Source organism: Reichenbachiella sp. (genome assembly GCF_033344935.1).
Lineage (GTDB): Bacteria > Bacteroidota > Bacteroidia > Cytophagales > Cyclobacteriaceae > Reichenbachiella.
Genome location: NZ_JAWPMM010000001.1, coordinates 2,154,137 through 2,171,953, shown reverse-complemented (window position 1 = coordinate 2,171,953; position 17,817 = coordinate 2,154,137). Strand labels below are relative to the sequence as shown.

Annotated in this window: 17 protein-coding genes; 6 read left to right on the top strand and 11 right to left on the bottom strand. The window is 40.2% G+C overall.

From position 1 onward, the window contains the following. Window positions 1–30: 30 nt before the first annotated feature. From R8N23_RS09365 to R8N23_RS09335, 7 genes are read right to left on the bottom strand one after another with little or no spacing between them, the layout of a single operon-like run. Window positions 31–606, bottom strand: coding sequence for an AraC family transcriptional regulator (locus tag R8N23_RS09365; protein ID WP_318171329.1), 576 nt, complete (start codon window positions 604–606; stop codon window positions 31–33). Between the two features lie 12 nt (window positions 607–618). Continuing rightward, window positions 619–1,554: a hypothetical protein gene (locus tag R8N23_RS09360; RefSeq protein WP_318171328.1), complete on the bottom strand. Its 936-nt coding sequence runs from the start codon at window positions 1,552–1,554 to the stop codon at window positions 619–621. Window positions 1,555–1,561: 7 nt separating this feature from the next. After that, window positions 1,562–3,247 carry a gliding motility-associated ABC transporter substrate-binding protein GldG gene (gldG, locus tag R8N23_RS09355; protein ID WP_318171327.1) on the bottom strand — a complete coding sequence of 562 codons (1,686 nt, stop codon included), beginning with the start codon at window positions 3,245–3,247 and terminating at the stop codon, window positions 1,562–1,564. After that, a complete protein-coding gene (gene gldF, locus R8N23_RS09350) occupies window positions 3,241–3,969 on the bottom strand; it encodes a gliding motility-associated ABC transporter permease subunit GldF (RefSeq protein ID WP_318171326.1) in 729 nt (242 codons plus the stop codon). The genes gldG and gldF overlap by 7 nt, the downstream gene beginning before the upstream one ends. Further along, entirely contained in the window at window positions 3,970–4,887 is a 918-nt protein-coding gene (gene gldA, locus R8N23_RS09345; protein WP_318171325.1) for a gliding motility-associated ABC transporter ATP-binding subunit GldA, read from the bottom strand. It lies immediately after the preceding gene. Between the two features lie 24 nt (window positions 4,888–4,911). Next, a complete protein-coding gene (locus tag R8N23_RS09340; protein ID WP_318171324.1) occupies window positions 4,912–5,631 on the bottom strand; it encodes an SDR family oxidoreductase in 720 nt (239 codons plus the stop codon). Between the two features lie 6 nt (window positions 5,632–5,637). Next, window positions 5,638–6,462, bottom strand: a complete 825-nt coding sequence (locus R8N23_RS09335; RefSeq protein ID WP_318171323.1) for a purine-nucleoside phosphorylase — start codon at window positions 6,460–6,462, stop codon at window positions 5,638–5,640. Between the two features lie 225 nt (window positions 6,463–6,687). Here R8N23_RS09335 and R8N23_RS09330 point away from each other — a divergent pair, with 225 nt between their 5' ends. From R8N23_RS09330 to R8N23_RS09320, 3 genes are read left to right on the top strand one after another with little or no spacing between them, the layout of a single operon-like run. Further along, a complete protein-coding gene (locus R8N23_RS09330) occupies window positions 6,688–7,053 on the top strand; it encodes an STAS/SEC14 domain-containing protein (RefSeq protein ID WP_318171322.1) in 366 nt (121 codons plus the stop codon). Between the two features lie 10 nt (window positions 7,054–7,063). Then, complete coding sequence (locus R8N23_RS09325) at window positions 7,064–8,092, top strand: SUMF1/EgtB/PvdO family nonheme iron enzyme (RefSeq protein ID WP_318171321.1); 1,029 nt, start codon at window positions 7,064–7,066, stop codon at window positions 8,090–8,092. Between the two features lie 17 nt (window positions 8,093–8,109). After that, entirely contained in the window at window positions 8,110–9,105 is a 996-nt protein-coding gene (locus tag R8N23_RS09320) for an SUMF1/EgtB/PvdO family nonheme iron enzyme (RefSeq protein ID WP_318171320.1), read from the top strand. 46 nt (window positions 9,106–9,151) lie between these two features. On the opposite strand, the gene R8N23_RS09315 is transcribed toward R8N23_RS09320, so the two are convergent. Genes R8N23_RS09315 through R8N23_RS09305 form a run of 3 tightly spaced genes read right to left on the bottom strand, consistent with a single transcriptional unit; the run spans window position 9,152 to window position 12,334 of the window. Further along, complete coding sequence (locus tag R8N23_RS09315; protein WP_318171319.1) at window positions 9,152–10,423, bottom strand: hypothetical protein; 1,272 nt, start codon at window positions 10,421–10,423, stop codon at window positions 9,152–9,154. A gap of 11 nt (window positions 10,424–10,434) precedes the next feature. After that, window positions 10,435–11,799 (bottom strand): hypothetical protein, encoded by a 1,365-nt coding sequence (locus R8N23_RS09310; protein WP_318171318.1) that lies wholly within the window; start codon window positions 11,797–11,799, stop codon window positions 10,435–10,437. Next, window positions 11,786–12,334, bottom strand: a complete 549-nt coding sequence (locus tag R8N23_RS09305) for an RNA polymerase sigma factor (protein WP_318171317.1) — start codon at window positions 12,332–12,334, stop codon at window positions 11,786–11,788. Before R8N23_RS09305 ends, R8N23_RS09310 begins: the two co-directional genes overlap by 14 nt. Before the next feature lie 128 nt (window positions 12,335–12,462). Here R8N23_RS09305 and R8N23_RS09300 point away from each other — a divergent pair, with 128 nt between their 5' ends. Beyond that, the gene (locus R8N23_RS09300; RefSeq protein ID WP_318171316.1) at window positions 12,463–13,731 is read left to right on the top strand and encodes a type IX secretion system plug protein domain-containing protein; all 1,269 of its coding nucleotides are present in this window, start codon (window positions 12,463–12,465) and stop codon (window positions 13,729–13,731) included. Here R8N23_RS09300 and R8N23_RS09295 read toward each other — a convergent pair. Next, on the bottom strand, window positions 13,711–14,553 hold the full coding sequence (locus R8N23_RS09295; RefSeq protein WP_318171315.1) for a sterol desaturase family protein: 843 nt from the start codon (window positions 14,551–14,553) through the stop codon (window positions 13,711–13,713). The two genes, R8N23_RS09300 and R8N23_RS09295, sit on opposite strands and share 21 nt — an antisense overlap. A 137-nt stretch (window positions 14,554–14,690) precedes the next feature. Here R8N23_RS09295 and R8N23_RS09290 point away from each other — a divergent pair, with 137 nt between their 5' ends. Then, entirely contained in the window at window positions 14,691–16,334 is a 1,644-nt protein-coding gene (locus tag R8N23_RS09290) for an acetolactate synthase large subunit (protein WP_318171314.1), read from the top strand. Window positions 16,335–16,357: 23 nt separating this feature from the next. Next, complete coding sequence (locus tag R8N23_RS09285) at window positions 16,358–17,749, top strand: aldehyde dehydrogenase family protein (RefSeq protein ID WP_318171313.1); 1,392 nt, start codon at window positions 16,358–16,360, stop codon at window positions 17,747–17,749. The last annotated feature ends 68 nt before the right edge of the window (window positions 17,750–17,817 follow it).

Here is a 17,817-nt window from a genome sequence, read left to right as displayed (position 1 = left end):
ATTATATAATGTTTGGCAATGCTTATATAATTATGAGATGCTATCTATAGATTGTCTGCCATTCGAATGGTGCGACTGCTTAAAAAGAGAGGGTGCCATTCCGGTCACTTTTTTGAATTGAGCGGAAAGATGTGCTACGCTACTATAGCCTAATCTAAAGGCAATTTCTTTGACAGATAATTCGTCATAAATCAAATACTCTTTGACTTTTTCTATCTTTTGTTTGATGATGTACTGTTCGAGCGTAATTCCTGAAACAGATGAAAATAACGTACTTAAACAATGATAGTCCTGATTCAATTGCTCAGACAAATAATCTGACCAATTAACTTGAAGTTGGAAGTGCTCCTTATGGTGAATGAGGTCTATAACCGACGTCTTGATGTTTTCGAGCAACTGGGATTTCTTATCGTCTATCCGCTCAAAACCACCATGCAATAACAATTGATCTAATTCAGAAAGTTGGTCCTTCGACAGCTCTTCAACAAGTGATGCTCCACCCAAATAAACTGACTCCACCTCTACTTCAAGCTTATCAAAAATTTGTTGTACAGCAGCGATACAACGCGGACAAACCATGTTTTTGATATGGACGGCTGAGCTCATCTGGATTGATTACTACTTCTGAAATTGACTAGGCTGAGCTAACAATCGTTGCATTCTTCCCTCATCCACCACCATCATTTCCATTTCCGGATTGGTCAGCAGATAGAAACGTTCACCTTCGATTTTAGGGTAGATCGTCAGCTTTCGATCATTGTCCTTGTTGATGTCCTTTAGATTCAGTTGAGCTATTGGCTTCACTTTTAAAAGACTATCATATCTCGGAAATGCTCCAGTATTGAGATAATCATTCAATTGAAAAAACTCCAATGGTAGGAGGTAATTGATCAATGCCGCAGTATCTAGTGAGTTGACTCCTTCTATTGCCAAGAATTGATTTTCAAAATAAATATTTAGATCAGTCAACTCAGGACTCGAATAATCAATGGTCAGATCCTGAATCGTACGCCAACTGGATGCAAACAACACTCGATCTCTCCACTGATTGAGGCTGAGTTCAAATATACCGGACAAGTAGCTTTTATAACCCGGAATGGCCACGGTGTATATTTTAGATAAATCTTCACTTCCAAAATAGGCCGTAGTCTTGGCAGCATTACCTCCTGCATAGAACTTCTTTTCTTCACCAGTTGACAATTGAACAGACACCAGTTTTCCTTCTTTTTCTAATTCACTCTTAATTGCATTTATATTCGACTGACTGACTGGTCGTTGCGTTTGGACTGCATTTAGAATTCGCTGAGATAGATAAACCAATTGGGGATCTGCCTTGAATTGATCATTGATCTGCCAATCATTTTCCTTTCGCTGAATAGAAATTTCTTGCTGTTCTGATTGGATGACAATACCTGTCATCAGTGTGGTATCTGAGATGGCAAAAAGACTTTTGTCAACCGACACGATTCGATCCTTTTTTCCTGCCCACATAAGCAGTAAGGAAACCACCAACAATCCCACAAAAACAAAACTAAGCTTCTTGATTTTTGTCATTTCCTATTTACTTAAAGCTGGCGTATTTTTTCTCTCTCCAATATGCTCTGAGCACACCATAAATGATCAACAATACGATCGGTAGCGCCAAATTAATCAACTGCCATTTCAACTTTTCATTGGCCACTTTCACTTTGTCTAATGGACGAATAGCAAAAGACTTATTCTTAGATACAATCAGTCCTTGATCATTGAGCATATAATCCACGGCGTTCATCACAAAGTCCTTATTGGCAAATTTCATTTGACTATAAGGACTCAGGCCGAGTTCCATTGGCGCGCCATCCTTCAGACTAAACTCGTTTCTAATCATATCACCATCCGAACAGATCAAGATCGATGTCTCCTTTCCAGACTCTTTGAACTTACTGGTTTTGATTCCTTTCGGTAAAATTCTATTTCTAAAAACAGAGGTGAATTCTCCTTTCAATAAATAGGCAACATTTTTCGACCCGTGGTTGAATCGTTCAGGATCCAGATTTTTTCTCAATTCATTAAAGGCCACTTTCACTGGTGCTTGATTGACCATCGAATACTGCGAAGTTTTAAGCAGTGGAATCTTCTCTATACCATCTGCCTTTACGGTGTCAATCGTTGAGACAAATTTCATGGAAACTGCATCCAGATTTTTTACAATCGGGTGATTGCCAAAATTATTGACCATAGGAAAAAATGGCCAAGGCAACATCCTGATTTGCGCCTGATCACCCATGTTACCCGCTACGATCGGATATTCTCCACAAACGATATCCTGTACAAAATCTCTGTTGATTCGGACGCCATATTTGAAAAACATATCATCCAGCCCGGTTTCGTAAGGGAAAGCAAATGTACCCTCTCCGCTAGCGCTGTCCATATTGACTCGAAGTGCATCGACAAAGAAGAGCGTTTTACCACCATTCATAATGTATTGATCGATTTGGTATTTTTCTTTCTGAGAAAATGTAGTGGTTGGTTTTGGAAAAATCACAGCATCATATTTCTCCAGATCCTTGTCTTCCGTACTCAAATCGACATTAAACACATCATACTTTTCGAGCAAAGCATTAGTTAATCCAGCTAAATTCAAGCTGTCTGGCTCGCCATGTCCTTGAATCAACGCAACGGTTTTTCTGCGATCATTTGCCAAGATTCGAATGGCATTCGCTAATTCATATTCAAGCCCCTCTATCGACTGATTCAGTCTTTCTTCAGCCGTAGCTGACTGACTCCCACTCAATAATGTGACTGGTACTTCTTGTCCGTAATAGCTAACAATAGCTCCAGGGAAAATTAGTTTCTCGGTTTTGTTGCCATCTCGTTTATAGGACAAATTCGTCGGCTGCAAACCTCTTTCAATCAACGATCGAAAATATTCGTTTCGGGCTTTTTCATTCAAGGCGGACGATGGATCTATGAAGTCCACCTTCACCAACCCATCCGCATAGTAATCGAATTGACTCAATGTCTCTTCTATTGCTTTTCGCAATCTTTTGAATCCTGCAGGCATTTCTCCTTCGAGAAAAACTTCAACATAAACTACCTCTTGCAAGTCATTCAATAAAGCCCTGGTAGCAGGCGTCACAGAATATCTCTTCTCTTCAGTCAGATCCAGTCTGGCTGGGAATAGTGCTGCCAATTGATTCAAAATCACAATCAAAAGGATGCCAATGCCCAATCTCAACAGACTCTCTATTCGCTTATGACTTACCATTTCTTCGCGTCTAATTTGAGTTGAGTAAAAAACACCATAAGCGCAATGACACTGATGAAGTATACCATATCTGCCACATCTATAAGTCCCCTGCTCAGTGATTCATAATGAAAGACAAGGCTCATCTCCTGGAGCAATAAAGAAGCACTTCCCCACACATCAATCGTCGCTAATGAGGAAAGTCCAGAATAAAGCACGAAACATAAAAACACGGCCAGCACAAACGCTACCACTTGATTGTCGGTAAGTGCCGAAGAGAATATTCCGATTGCCACGAATACACCTCCCAGCAAAACCAGTCCTACATAAGACCCCACGGTTCCCGATATATCTAAATTCCCAACAGGATTTCCTAAAGTGTAAACTGAGTAGAAATAGATCAGGGTTGGTAAAACCGAAAGTACAACCAACGCAAAGCCGGCCAAGTACTTGCCTAATATTATTTGAAGGGTGGTTAGCGGTTTAGTCATGAGCAACTCCTCCGTGCCCGTTCTTTTCTCTTCGGAGAAAAATCTCATCGTAATGGCCGGAATCAGGAACATGAAAACATAAGGACCAAGATTGAACAAGGTACTCATGTCCGCATAGCCGTATTCGAGAATACTACTTTCGGGAAACACCCACATGAGCAAACCAATAGATGTCAAAAACACGCCAATCACGATGTACGCGATCAGGCTATTCAAAAAACTATTAATCTCTTTTACAAATACTGCTAGCATCTATTTCTCTTTAGTCAGTAAATGGAAAATTTCATCGAAAGAACTCTCCTCCTCCTGAAGTCCAACCAGGGGTAAGTTTTTCTCTCCTGCCAATCTAAACACCGCACTTCTAGCCTCCTCACTGTTGGTCACTTGCAATTGATAAATGCCTGCACTCACAGACTTCACTGTTATAATTTCCTCAATAGACTCCAGCAAAGCAGTATCCACGTCAGACTTGAATTCTACTCGAAGCAAGGTTTCATCAGAAAGTCCTTTGGAAAATTCTTCAATGGGTTTATCAGCCACCAACTCTCCTTTATTGATTACCACCACCCGATCGCACAGCGCCTCAACCTCCTGCATGATATGCGAAGAGAAAATCACGGTTTTGTCTTTGCTCACTTCTTTGATCAGTTTCCTGATTTCTAATATTTGATTCGGGTCTAGTCCTGTGGTTGGCTCATCCAGAATTAGGACCTCTGGGTCATGCAAAAGTGCTTGTGCCAATCCGACTCTTTGGCGATAACCTTTCGACAGTTGTCCAATTTTCTTGTTTTGTTCAAGTGTTAATCCGCACATCTCGACTACCCGCTTGACTGCCGATTTAATTTCACCCGACTTCATCTTATTTACTTTAGCCGAAAAGGCTAAAAACTCATGGATATACATATCCAAATACAATGGATTGTGTTCTGGCAAGTAACCCGTAATCTGCTTAGCTCCTAACGGATCTACGCTGACATCGATACCTCCAATGAGCACCTGGCCATCGCTCGCACCTAAGTAGCCAGTCGCAATTTTCATGGTCGTTGATTTGCCCGCTCCATTGGGACCCAAAAAACCCAGAATTTCTCCCTTTCGGGCTTCAAATGAAATCCCGTTTACAGCTTTCTGCTGGCCGTATATTTTCGTGAGATTTTGTACTTGTATCGACAAGGGAAATGCAGTTTTGAATTGTACTTATTTCGTTGGCTTCGGACGCAAAGGTCTAACTTCAAAATCTACCGGCAGGTAGTTTGGATGGGTCTCCAAACAATGCACCACACTACCAGCCACATCCTGAGGCCTCATCATGTTTTCATTGGCAGTCACTGCATCGATATCATCGAAAAAGTTGGTATTAACACTTCCAGGATAGATGCAAGTGACTTTGATTCCAAAATCTCTAAGCTCCATAAACATCGAATGGGAAATCCCTGTCACTGCATGCTTGGTACCCGCATAGCCGACCATTCCTTTTACAGGATTCTTTCCTGCTATAGATCCTATATTAATAATATGACCTCGATCGAGCTCCTTCATCTTAGGGATGACGGCATTGGATACAAAGTATATACCATGAACATTGACATCAAACATTTGCTTCCACCGCTCGAAGGGCATCTCATCCATATTGCCAAAATGTCCTATTCCAGCATTATTCACTAAAATATCGACTTCCTCTCCCAACATTTCAGTCGTTTGATTGTACGCATGAGCGACACTTTCTGGATCGCTTACATCTACAGATATAAATAGATAATTCGGATCCGTAATATCATTATCTGTCCGGCTCCACCCGGCTACTTTCACACCCTTGCTCAATAGTAACTTAACAATCTCTAGCCCGATACCTTTACTTGCGCCAGTAACGATGGCTACTCTTCCTTCCAAACTCATATTATTGTATACTACTTTCAATTTCTTCTATATTTTATCTTCAGCGATCACTTTCTCAATTAGCTGAGTCAAATGCGGCTCAGCCTTCATCGCTGCAGCAATTACCTCTTCTACGGATATTTTTTGTATATGGCCGGGATAGCACAAATCAGTTAATACAGATACCGCAAAAACAGGAATATCCATTTGTCTAGCTACGATATTTTCTGGAACTGTGGACATACCCACAGCATCCGCACCAATTACTCTCAACATGTGATACTCCGCTCTAGTTTCTAAATTCGGGCCATTCACTCCTACGTAAACGCCCTGATGCAGCTTAATATTCTCCTCTTCTCCAATTCTCAAGGCTGTATCAATCATTTTCTGATCGTACGGTTCGCTCATGTCAGGAAACCGTACACCCATTTCATCCAGATTTTTTCCAGTGAGTGGATTCTCCGTTTGCAAATTAATATGGTCATTGATGACCATCAAATCACTTTTATTATAATTGGGATTTAAAGCACCTGAGGCATTGGAAATTACCAATTTCTTGATTCCCAATAATTTCATTACTCGAACGGGAAATGTCACCTCTTTCATTGTGTAGCCCTCATAGTAGTGAAATCTACCTTTCATTACAACTACCTTCTTATGTCCTAGTCGACCGAATATCAATTTACCTGAATGTGATTCAACCGTTGATACTGGAAAATGCGGAATATCTTCATAATTAATTTCCGTTTCCACTTTCACATCTTTGACCAACGCTCCTAATCCGGTACCTAAAATGATTCCATAATCCGGATTGAAACCCGTACAGTTCTGAATGAAAGATGTTGCTTCCTTTATTTGATCAAAATAATCCATGTAGACATTTGTAAACGATCGCTAAGATAACATGGGTGGTCGAAAAAATGACGGAAAAATCCAGATACTCGAATGGACTATCCGAACAATACTTATTACGATCCTAAGAAATACATTTCACCTTTAATCAATACTTGTTTCGTTCGTCGAATAGGTCCACTTTGTTTGATTGAATTTTAAATTAATTCATGTATTTTTAAACGCAGCAATCATCAAAATTTACTTATGATTAATCTAAGTCTAAACAAAGATCAGGGCTACGTAATTGTTTCTGTGACCGGCCCTATTTCGGTTTTTGACATGGAAAATTTGACCGAAGAAGTAGATCAATACATTGAAGAGTTTGGAGAACTATCGGGCTTAATTGTTAAAGCCAGTAAATTCCCTGGTTGGGACAATTTGGACAGTTTCTTTCATCATTTAAAATTCATTAAGGATCATCACAAGGTTATCAGAAAAGTAGGTTTTATGACAGAGGATAATTTGATTTCTTCTTTTCCGGGATTGGCCAATCATTTTGTTAAGGCCGAATTAAGACGCTTTGACTTTGGGCATATGGATGAAGCTGTAGAATGGATTTGCAGCAATTAAATACTTAATATTGAAATCAATACTTCACGCATTTGTTCTATCAGCACTAGGACTTTTTCTTTTTGCGGATTGCGGATATGCTCAGACAAAAAAGCACCCAACTGCAAGTGATCCAGGTCCAGTCTCCGCCATCACCGACAGAGAAATCTATACCTATAACAGGGTTTATGAAATAGATCATTTGTTTTTGGACGAGGCCAATGAATACTCTGAACAATCCATCTTTTATAACGGATATTATGATCCTTGGAAGGCGAAAGAAAACAAGAGCAACATTCTATACTTTCAAGACATTATAGTTCCTCCACATACCATTCCATTATTTAAGAAGACCTATATCGACGCCACAGAAGTAGCCAACATTCATTACCAGGAATTTCTCCACTTTGTAGAGCGAGATTCGGGTCAGGCCATTCATGACTCTTACTTACCGGTATTGGATGACAAATACATGAATGATTACTACAACAATCCTGAGTTTTACTTTTTCCCAGTAGTGGGAATCAATCCTTTGAGCGCACAGACTTATTGCGACTGGCGTGCACAGAATTTAAATGAAGGACTTCAAGTTTTCTTAGAACAAGAAAGCAAATACAAAAGATATAAATATATAGGTAGACTTCCGTCAGAGCATGAATGGAAGCGAGCAGCTGGGCATAGTTCAAAGGAAATAGAAGACCGTACCTACGAAGTCAACAAAAAAGGCTTGGAATTTCTTGAAAATGATGTAGTAACTAAAGGATTTGCCGACGAGAAAATTTTGAATGCATCTACCATATATGGATACAACGTAAATTTGGATCATGGAACTGAGTTTGCTCTTAGAAAAGAGATACCTTTTTATATTTATGGATTTGAGCCTAGAGTAACAGGGGCTTACAACCTATTTGGGAATGTCAAAGAAATTGTGAGTGAAGGTTATGCCATTGGTGGCAGTTATAAGACTGGAGATTCACACGCTGACCTTTTCGAACACACAAAAGAATTCGACTATCAAACAGATATAGGATTCAGATGTATCACCAAGATCGTTCGTTGATTGTAAGATTAATACCTATGAAAAAAATACTACTTCTTTTGCTTACGCCGGTTCTTTCCTTTGCTCAAGAGCTTCATCCTGTAAGTTTCGATCCTGGATGCTGCAGCGAACGCACAGGTATTCCAATATACAATTATAGACCTGACGACTCTGGTGAATCCATGCAAATATATGTGGCCAATAAATTTTCAGAGAAGTCAATTTTTTACAATGGTAAATATGATCCTTGGAAAGATTCGGAATATAAAAACACTGAAATCTACAATCAACGATTTATCGTTCCTCCTGGCACACTCCCTATTGCTAAAGGTAAATATCTTGACCAGACAGAAGTGGCCAACATCCATTTCGAGGAGTTTCTGTTCTTTATGGTGAAGGATTCAGGTAAATACAAAGACAGAACCTACATCCCCAAACAGGAAAACAAATACGTGTTGAACTATTACAAAAATTCCGAATTCTACTTCTACCCTGTTCTGGCAGTGTCTCACGAAACAGCCGAAACCTATTGCAAGTGGCGTGCAGAACAATTAAACGTTGGTCTGAAAGAAATGCTGAGAGATGAACCTCGAAAATATAAGTTTAGCGGCAGGTTACCAACGAAAGAAGAATGGATGAAAGCCGCCGGCTCTCATATCGATGAAATTAGAATTGCCCCTCATGAAGTAACAAAAAAAGGAAGTCAGTTTTTAGAGGAAGACATCCTAAGTAAACGTTTTGCCTCCGAGTCTATGCTTTTAAAAGCTTCCTTTATTAGCTACAACGTCAACCTGAAGTATGAGAATGGTGGTATTCCAATTGAGATTCCACAATACATATATAGTTTTGAACCAAACGCAAGAGGTTTCTACAATCTATATGGCAATGTAAAAGAATTGGTATCAGAAGGTTATGCTATTGGAGGCAGCTATCTAACTCCTAATACGGAGGAAGCACTTTTTGAAGAAGATTATACACAGTCGTACAAAACAGATGTTGGTTTTAGGTGTTTGGTAGAAGTGAGAAAAAGATAAAAGCTGACCTATTGGTCAGCCCTTACTAATCAAATAAACCGAATCATTAAAAACTTATCGTACTGAGGTAATCAAACTGATTATTGCAGTCGTAATTGTATTGATGCAATCCGTCCTTACCAATCATGAATAAGACATCATCTAGTGGGATGACATCTAAAGCATGTACTTCTTTGTGATGAGCGGTTAGGCGCTCTCCTATTTTTAATGGATCTGAGGCGTTGAAAACTTTGAGTCCATAATCCCCTTCTGCAATAAATAAGCAGTTTCCCTTGACGCCTAAGCCATGCGGGTTTTCCATCTCATGAGTAACGACCAATTCTGGATTATTCACATTAGATATATCTATAACATCCAGTTGATTGGTAAAGGTCTCACACTCAGTTCCGGATCGAAGCGTCACATAGGCCAGATCATTTTGAACCACTACTGGGTCACAAGTATTGATATGTTCGTAGGTGGAAATATAGGATGGCTCTGCAGGATTTGAGTTGTCATAAATATGCATACCGGATCTTGCACCAAAGAATAACTTATCTTCATAAGGAAAAATGGTTTCAATTCCCCAACCAAGATCCACAGTATTCCCTTCAATTGGACTATCGGTGATTGTAATGTCAAAAAGCTTTAGTCGGTACTCATTAACGGTGTACAGGTAATTATCTGTAATTGTAAATCGAGCCAAAGACCCACCGATACCGGCTCCACTACTACTTGCTAAGTTCGATTCCGCGGAAGAAAAAAGCATATCATCAGTATAATATCTCCAATCTTCCTTTCCACAATCTATTTCCACTTCCTCTTGGACTTCCGTATATGAAATAAGCATACCTGCTTCTTCCGTATAATAATAGTAGGCGTCGAACACGTTTTCTATTCTATTTACTTCTACAATGTTGGTCTTGTTGCTAATATCCAACACCACCAAATCCGTGTAATTATCGGCATACAAAAAATCACCTTTAGCCGCTAAATCTTTATTCCCTGGAAGAGTTACAAAACCCACCGTCTTAGGATTTGATCTATCTCTATTGTCAATGACATGAATGCCTTTATCCACTTCATTGATAAAAAGGTATTCGTCTTTATAATAAATTTTACCTGGATTGTTTATTTGTTGTGGCTCCTCAAATTCAGCGTCCTTGATTACCTCCGACTTTGCCGCAAAAACAGGCTCGTAGTATGTAATCATTTCAGTATCACAGGAAGAATCCTCACAACTTCCTAAAATCGAAAGCATAAGTAAATACAATATTCCTGAAGCAATTAGTTTGCTAATGGCTTTCAAACTTTTCGTTGGTATGTAGCTTGGTTTCATGATTGTTTTGTTTAGAAGTTATACCTAAATCCGACGGTTAACCCAATATTTTTAGGTTTAGCCGCATCAGAATGATTGGAACTTGTAAAGTCAGTGAGTGCCTGATTATAATTTGGCTCAAATAAGAACTGGTAGTGTTGTTTAAATAAATATCCAAATTCCACACTGGTCAAGAAATTGAAATAGACACTTTCGTAATTCTGGGACGTGCTAAAATCATTATTTAACGCTTGCCCTTCACCAGTAGACGCGAGCTTTGAATCGATAAGAAAATTGCTCGACAAACCTGTATTGAGTGTAATATTGAATTTCTTATCCAGCAGGACATAACCAGCTTTCAAAGGCACAGTCAGGTATTGATACTCATTGGCCAGCTGCACTTCCTCCCCTGCATACCTAAGGTTGCCTTCCGAAAGAGCAGTCTCAAGATTGCGGTCGCTAGTCTCAGCCGTCAACGCATAGTTGTTGTTATTGGCATCAGCTACCACCTGACTTGACACAGACCCTGTATTGAACGCACTATAATGCAATCCGCTGCTCAACACCAACCGTTTGTGCAATCGCTTACCAAGATTTACTCCCCCGGCTACTGATTGGCCTGAGGAGTAGCTGGGGCTTTGTTGTGGAGGAACTTGTGAGACCATGGCATCCATTACAAATCCCTCTTGACTAGCAAATACAAAGTCATCTTGTGAGCTACCAAATCCGGGATCAAATGACCCAGTCGAAAAACTAACACCTGCCCAAAGAGGACTTGTTGATTTTTCTTCGGCTATCACTTCCCATGTCTTAGGTACTCCGTAAAGTTGATCAGTTTTCCAGGGGGTTAGGTTTGTTGCTAGCGAAGTTGGTTTAGAGGTAAACATTATCCATTCCTGACCTAACTCTTGATCACGTCCAATCATTCTTTCTTTATTCAATCCAACCAGATCAGTTGTCGATGTTGAATTATTGACAATTGCCAAAGTTTTAGTTGAGGCCACACCAATGGATAACTTTTCAACCTCTTCGTTTACACTCGATTCATTGGTTGCCTCAATTGTCTCTTCCTCTCTATCATCCAGAACAGCCATTTCCATCGGTGTATTTTTGTCACTGATCTTCCCTTTTGTATCGAGCTGAGATTCACTTTTTACTATCTCTACATCGGACGAACCCGATCCACTAAACCAATAAAATGTTCCTCCAAGCCCAAATAGAAGCAAGCAAGCAGCAGCCACCCATTTATAGAAATCAGCCTGTTTTTTAAATCCGACAGCCTGTTCATTAGCCAACTGACCATCGATCGCTATCCAAACCTGTCCTGGCGCGGGTACTTCAGCCTCTCCTAAGGCCTGACTCCACTGCTCCTCAAATGTCCAATTAGCCCTTCCCATAGTTCTTTGTGTTTTCTTTCATTTTCTCTCTGAGCAAATACTTTGCTCTGGAATATTGAGACTTTGAGGTCCCAACAGAAATCTCCAGCATTTCAGCAATCTCATGGTGTTTATATCCTTCTATGGCATATAAATTGAATATGATCTGGCTACTTCCTGGTAAGGATTTCACCATGGTCAACAACTCCTCCATGGAATAATCCGAAACATCCTGTTGTGCTCCAGGAGATTCTCGTAAGTCATCTACATCAACCATTGGATACAAGTACAACTTGCTTCGCTGCGAATTCAACGCTGTATTTATAACAATCCGCTTAATCCAAAAAACCAGCGGCGCATCTCCCTTATAATTTTTTATTTGCTTGAAAACTTTGATAAACGAATCCTGCAAAACATCTTCTGCTTCTTGCTGAGCTTTCGTGTACCTGAGGCAAATGGCAAACATTCTAGACGAGTACAACTGATAAAGCTGCTCCTGAGCTTGCCTCTTACCTCTGACACAGTCTTTAATGAGTTTTTTCTCGTCTCTCTCCATTCTCGCTGGAACGATTATTGGTTTTGGTTGATGGTAGGACACTACAAATGAAAAAAGGGTTGGAATAAAATTTATTTTTATTCAAAATATTCCAATGTACTTTCGTCTACACGTTTCAATTCCGATCTATGATTTTTTTCCGTTTATTTTTTATCCTCTGCATCTTACTAGCAAAAATTAGCCCGAACTGCCTCGCACAGCAAAAGGAAATAAGTTATGAGAACAAAAGCTACGAGCCATTTGTTGGTACGGTACAGCTCTATCCGGTAACACTCAACCCAGATCAAGAATTGGCCGCACCCATTGTACCAAGAGGTTTAGTAGAAAAGCTGCTGCTCCAATTCGATCTTTTACTGGAAGAATACATTGATGTTCAGGCAAAAATTGTTCATTGTAATGCAGACTGGAGCAAATCAGTATTGAACGATATAGAGTTTTTGTATGACTACAACAGTTTTGATTTGAGAGATTTTGAATACTCTATTAACGCGAATACATTGTATGTTAATTATTGGTTTAATATACCCAGAGTGAAAACCACTGGAAATTATATTATTCAGGTCTATCAAAATGGAGACGAAAATGATTTGCTATTCACAAGAAGATTTATAGTGTTTGACAATAACGTCAATATACAACCTAACACCAGAATATCAACAGGCGTATTGGAACGTGACTTCAATCAGCAAATAGACTTTGACATCATTCATAGTCGAATCAAAGTGACGAACCCCAGAACTGAATTTAAAATTGTCGTCAGACAAAACCAGAGATGGGACAATGCCCTTACCAACCTCCAACCCACAGCCATAAGAAGAGATAAGTCACTTTTAGAATACCGACACTTTAATATGGAAAACAACTTCAAAGGAGGCAATGAATTTAGACAAGCTGATTTGAGAAGTTATAGTTTCAGAGGTGCCTATGTGGCTCATGTCGACCCCAACTCTAACCCCAGAAAAGCCTCGGTAAACCCGGGCAAGAGCAGAAAACATGAGGCCTACTCCTTACTCAGAGATAGAAATGGTGGTTTTGTAATCGCGACTACAGAAACCATGGGAGAATATTTGGCCTGTGACTATATTCTTACCAAATTTCAAATACAATCTACCCAATTATCTCATCCAGTTTATGTTCTGGGATCTTTCAATGACTATCAGAGGAATCAAAAGAGTTTATTACGATACGACAAATTGAGTCAATCTTATATCGGTGAAGTATTACTCAAACAAGGAATATATGACTACCAGTACTGGGTGGACGGGCCGGACCCCTACTATTTTGAAGGATCGTTTTATCAAACCGAAAACAACTACGACATTATCGTATACCACAAATCTTTCAGTGATTTGACAGACAAAGTGGTTGGCTATTACTCATTCCGAACCAAATTTTGACTCCGGAGGTACTCGATACTTTTGAAAAGGAATGGCCAATAGGTTGCCTATTCTAGAATTCTCTTCAGGCTTCATATGTGTATCAATTCCATATTTAATTTGACTCATATCATCCACATATTGAAAAGTACCAAATAATCGATCCCAGATAGAAAAGATATTTCCATAGTTCGTATCGGTCCAAGGCTGGGTATAATGATGATGTACTTTATGCATATCAGGTGTGACGAACAAGTAAGAAAAAGTCTTATCCCACTTTCCTAACGGTGAAGTGTTCGTATGTGTCAGGTGTGCAAAAAGACCAGAAAGCGTTTGATACAACATAATAATGCCCATTGGAGCGCCAATTAAGATTACTGCACAAATAGTAAATATCATTCTAAACACCGCTTCACCTGGATGATGACGTAGCCCGCTAGTGACATCGATATTCGTATCCGAATGATGTACCAAATGAAATTTCCATAACCACTTCACCTTGTGCTCAACTAAATGAATGAGATAAGCGCCTATTAAATCCATCAACAATACACCAATCACGACCTGCAGCCACAAGGGCATGTCAATCAGATAGAGCAACCCAAATTGATTTTGAGCTACGGTATCCGAGGCTAGAAGCAGCAAGCCTGCCATAGCAAAAGCAATTACCACTGTACTCAATGTAAAAAGTAAATTAACACCAGCATGCTTGAGCTTATTATATTGAAATTGATACAAGGGCACAATACCTTCCAGAATCCAGAATCCAAGCAATCCGCCAATAATCACAGTAGCTCTAAACCACCTGGGGACTTCTGTAAAAAAATCAATCAATTCTTCCATTTCACGTCATTATTTAAATATTAAGGTAAGTAAAAATACCGATCATTAGCCCTTTAAGGGTATAAAATCATCCAGACACTTGGCACGTCCATGCTAAAGCCGTAAATTCAAAGTAGATCAAGCCAAACGAAAACGACATGACCAAAGCTTCTGATTTATTTGTCCAAGCACTGGAGAATGAAGGTGTAGAATACATTTTTGGAATTCCAGGAGAAGAAAACCTGGACCTCCTCAATTCTCTAAAAGACTCTACTATCCGACTGATACTCACCCGACATGAACAAGGTGCTGGCTTTATGGCTGCCACCTATGGACGCCTTACTGGGAAACCGGGAGTTTGCCTGTCGACACTAGGACCTGGTGCAACCAATTTGGTTACTCCTGCTGCTTATGCCCAGTTGGGCGCTATGCCCATGCTAATGATCACAGGACAAAAGCCTATTAAAAAAAGTAAGCAAGGTAGATTCCAGATTCTTGATGTGGTAGACATGATGCGTCCCATCACCAAGTATACCAAACAAGTGGTCAGCGCCAACAATATCCCATCCATCATAAGAGAAGCCTTTCGATTGGCCTCTGAGGAACGCCCAGGAGCTGCACATATTGAATTGCCTGAAGACGTAGCAGCCGAATCAGCAGACGAACCACTATTTAGTGTTCCTGCAGTTCGCAGACCTGCCCCTGACCCAAAGGCCATCAAAGAAGCCATCAACATGATTGAGGCATCAAAAATGCCGCTCATACTAATTGGTGCTGGTGCTAATAGAAAAAGAACCGGAAACGCTCTACTCAAACTCATAGAAAAAACAGGGATCTATTTCTTCGATACCCAAATGGGAAAAGGAGTAGTCGACAATCGACACGATCAGCACATTGGCACTGCAGCCCTTTCATCCAATGATTATCTACACTATGCCATTGACAAAGCCGATTTAATTATTAACGTAGGACATGATGTCATAGAGAAGCCCCCATTTTTCATGGAGCATGGTGGTAAAAAAGTCATTCACATCAACTTCTTCTCAGCTGAAGTAGATCAGGTTTATTTCCCCGATTTGGATGTCCTTGGAGACATCGCCGCATCTGTTTGGGAAATTATGGAGGGCATCACCAAACAAAAGCACTGGGATTTTAGTTTTTTCAAAAAAGTAGATGAAGAAGTAGAATCACATATATCAAAATATTTCCAAGACGACAGATATCCGATGCTCCCACAGCGTATCGTAAATGAAATTAGAAAGCTCATGCCATCAGATGGGATTGTCACACTCGACAATGGGGTATACAAAATTTGGTTTGCTCGAAATTATAAATGCTATGAGCCTAATACCTTGCTACTTGACAATGCACTAGCCACGATGGGCGCCGGTTTACCTTCTGCCATGGCGGCCAAACTGATTCACCCAGACAAAAAAGTTATTGCAGTTTGCGGAGACGGTGGGTTTATGATGAATTCTCAAGAACTGGAAACCGCCGTAAGAGAAAACCTTCATGTGGTAGTCATCATATTAAATGACAACGCCTACGGCATGATCAAATGGAAACAGGAAGGTATGGGATTTGACAATTTCGGACTGGATTATAACAACCCTGATTTTGTGAAGTATGCAGAGAGTTATGGTGCAATAGGACATCGTATAAAGAGTGATGCAGACTTTAGCGAAACGCTCAATCACTGTCTGAATACTGATGGCGTCCATCTTATCGATTGCCCGGTGGACTACTCTCTCAATCATGCCATTTTGAATGTTAAAATCAAAGAAAAAGCCAAAGCACTCTAACCCTAATTAACTTTATTACTGCTATGTCAAAACTATCTGTTTACGCACCTTTCGATCAATCATTGATTAAAGAAATACCGCTAGCCACAAGCAAAGAAATGAGTGGAGCCATAGATCGAGCCCATGCGCTATTCTCAGACCAGACCCAATGGATTCCAAAACATCAAAGAGTTGAAATTCTTGAAAACATTGCCTTCTTGATGGAAGAGCGTTCAGAAGAAATCATTCAAGTTTCCGCCATGGAAGGTGGCAAGCCATGGATGGATACTGAAGTAGAAATGAAACGTGCCATCAATGGAGTAAAACTGGCCATCGAAAACATGGGACATCTGAAGGGAGAAGAAATTGCGATGGGACACACGGCTTCATCAGCCAATCGTATCGCCTATACCATGCGGGAACCCATTGGTGTAGTGGCTTCAGTTAGCGCCTTCAATCATCCGATTAATTTGATCATACATCAGACCATTCCGGCCATAGCAGTGGGAAGTCCTGTCATAATCAAACCAGCTCCAACCACTCCACTGACTTGCTTGCTGCTGGTTGAAATATTTGAATCTGCCGGACTCCCAAAAGGGTGGTGTACTTGCATGCCATGTGAAAATGAGGTGGCAGAACAATTAGTTACAAGTCCAAAAGTCAATTTCTTTTCTTTCATCGGATCTGCAAAAGTTGGCTGGTACTTAAGATCTAAATTGGCTCCTGGTACCCGCTGCGCACTCGAACATGGCGGAGCGGCTCCTGTCATCATAGAGCCAGATGCTGATATCAAAACTATGATACCTGCCTTAGTCAAAGGAGGCTTCTACCACGCTGGACAAGTGTGTGTATCAGTACAGCGTATATATGCCCATGAATCTATTATAGATGAAATCGTAGAAGAAATGGACTCCCAGGTGAGGGCGCTAGTGTCTGGCAACCCACTTGATAAAGAAACCGAGGTAGGTCCTCTTATTCTACCGAAAGAAGTTGACCGAGTTCACGAATGGGTAACTGAAGCTAAAGACAAAGGAGCTAAAATAATTTGTGGCGGACAAAAGCTTTCAGATACCTTTTACGAACCGACTATTATTCTTAATCCCTCGGAAGACTGCAAGGTTTCTTCGCAGGAAATCTTTGGCCCCGTGGTATGTATCTATTCTTATACTGACCGACAAGAAGCTATCGATAGAGCCAACTCATTAGAATTTGCATTTCAATCTTCCGTATTCACCAAAGATATCAACATTGCCCTTGACACTGTAAAAAAACTCAATTCCACGGCTGTGATGGTCAACGATCATACAGCCTTTAGGGTGGATTGGATGCCATTTGGGGGACGCGACTCTTCTGGTCTTGGATTAGGCAGCATCCCGCATTCGATGCACGACATGACAAGAGAAAAACTAATGGTGATTAAAAGCCATGTTTTGTGAGACATGATTGAAATCATTATTTTAATACACGATGCGCAAGCATTAGAAATTCAGCCTTTATAAGGTAT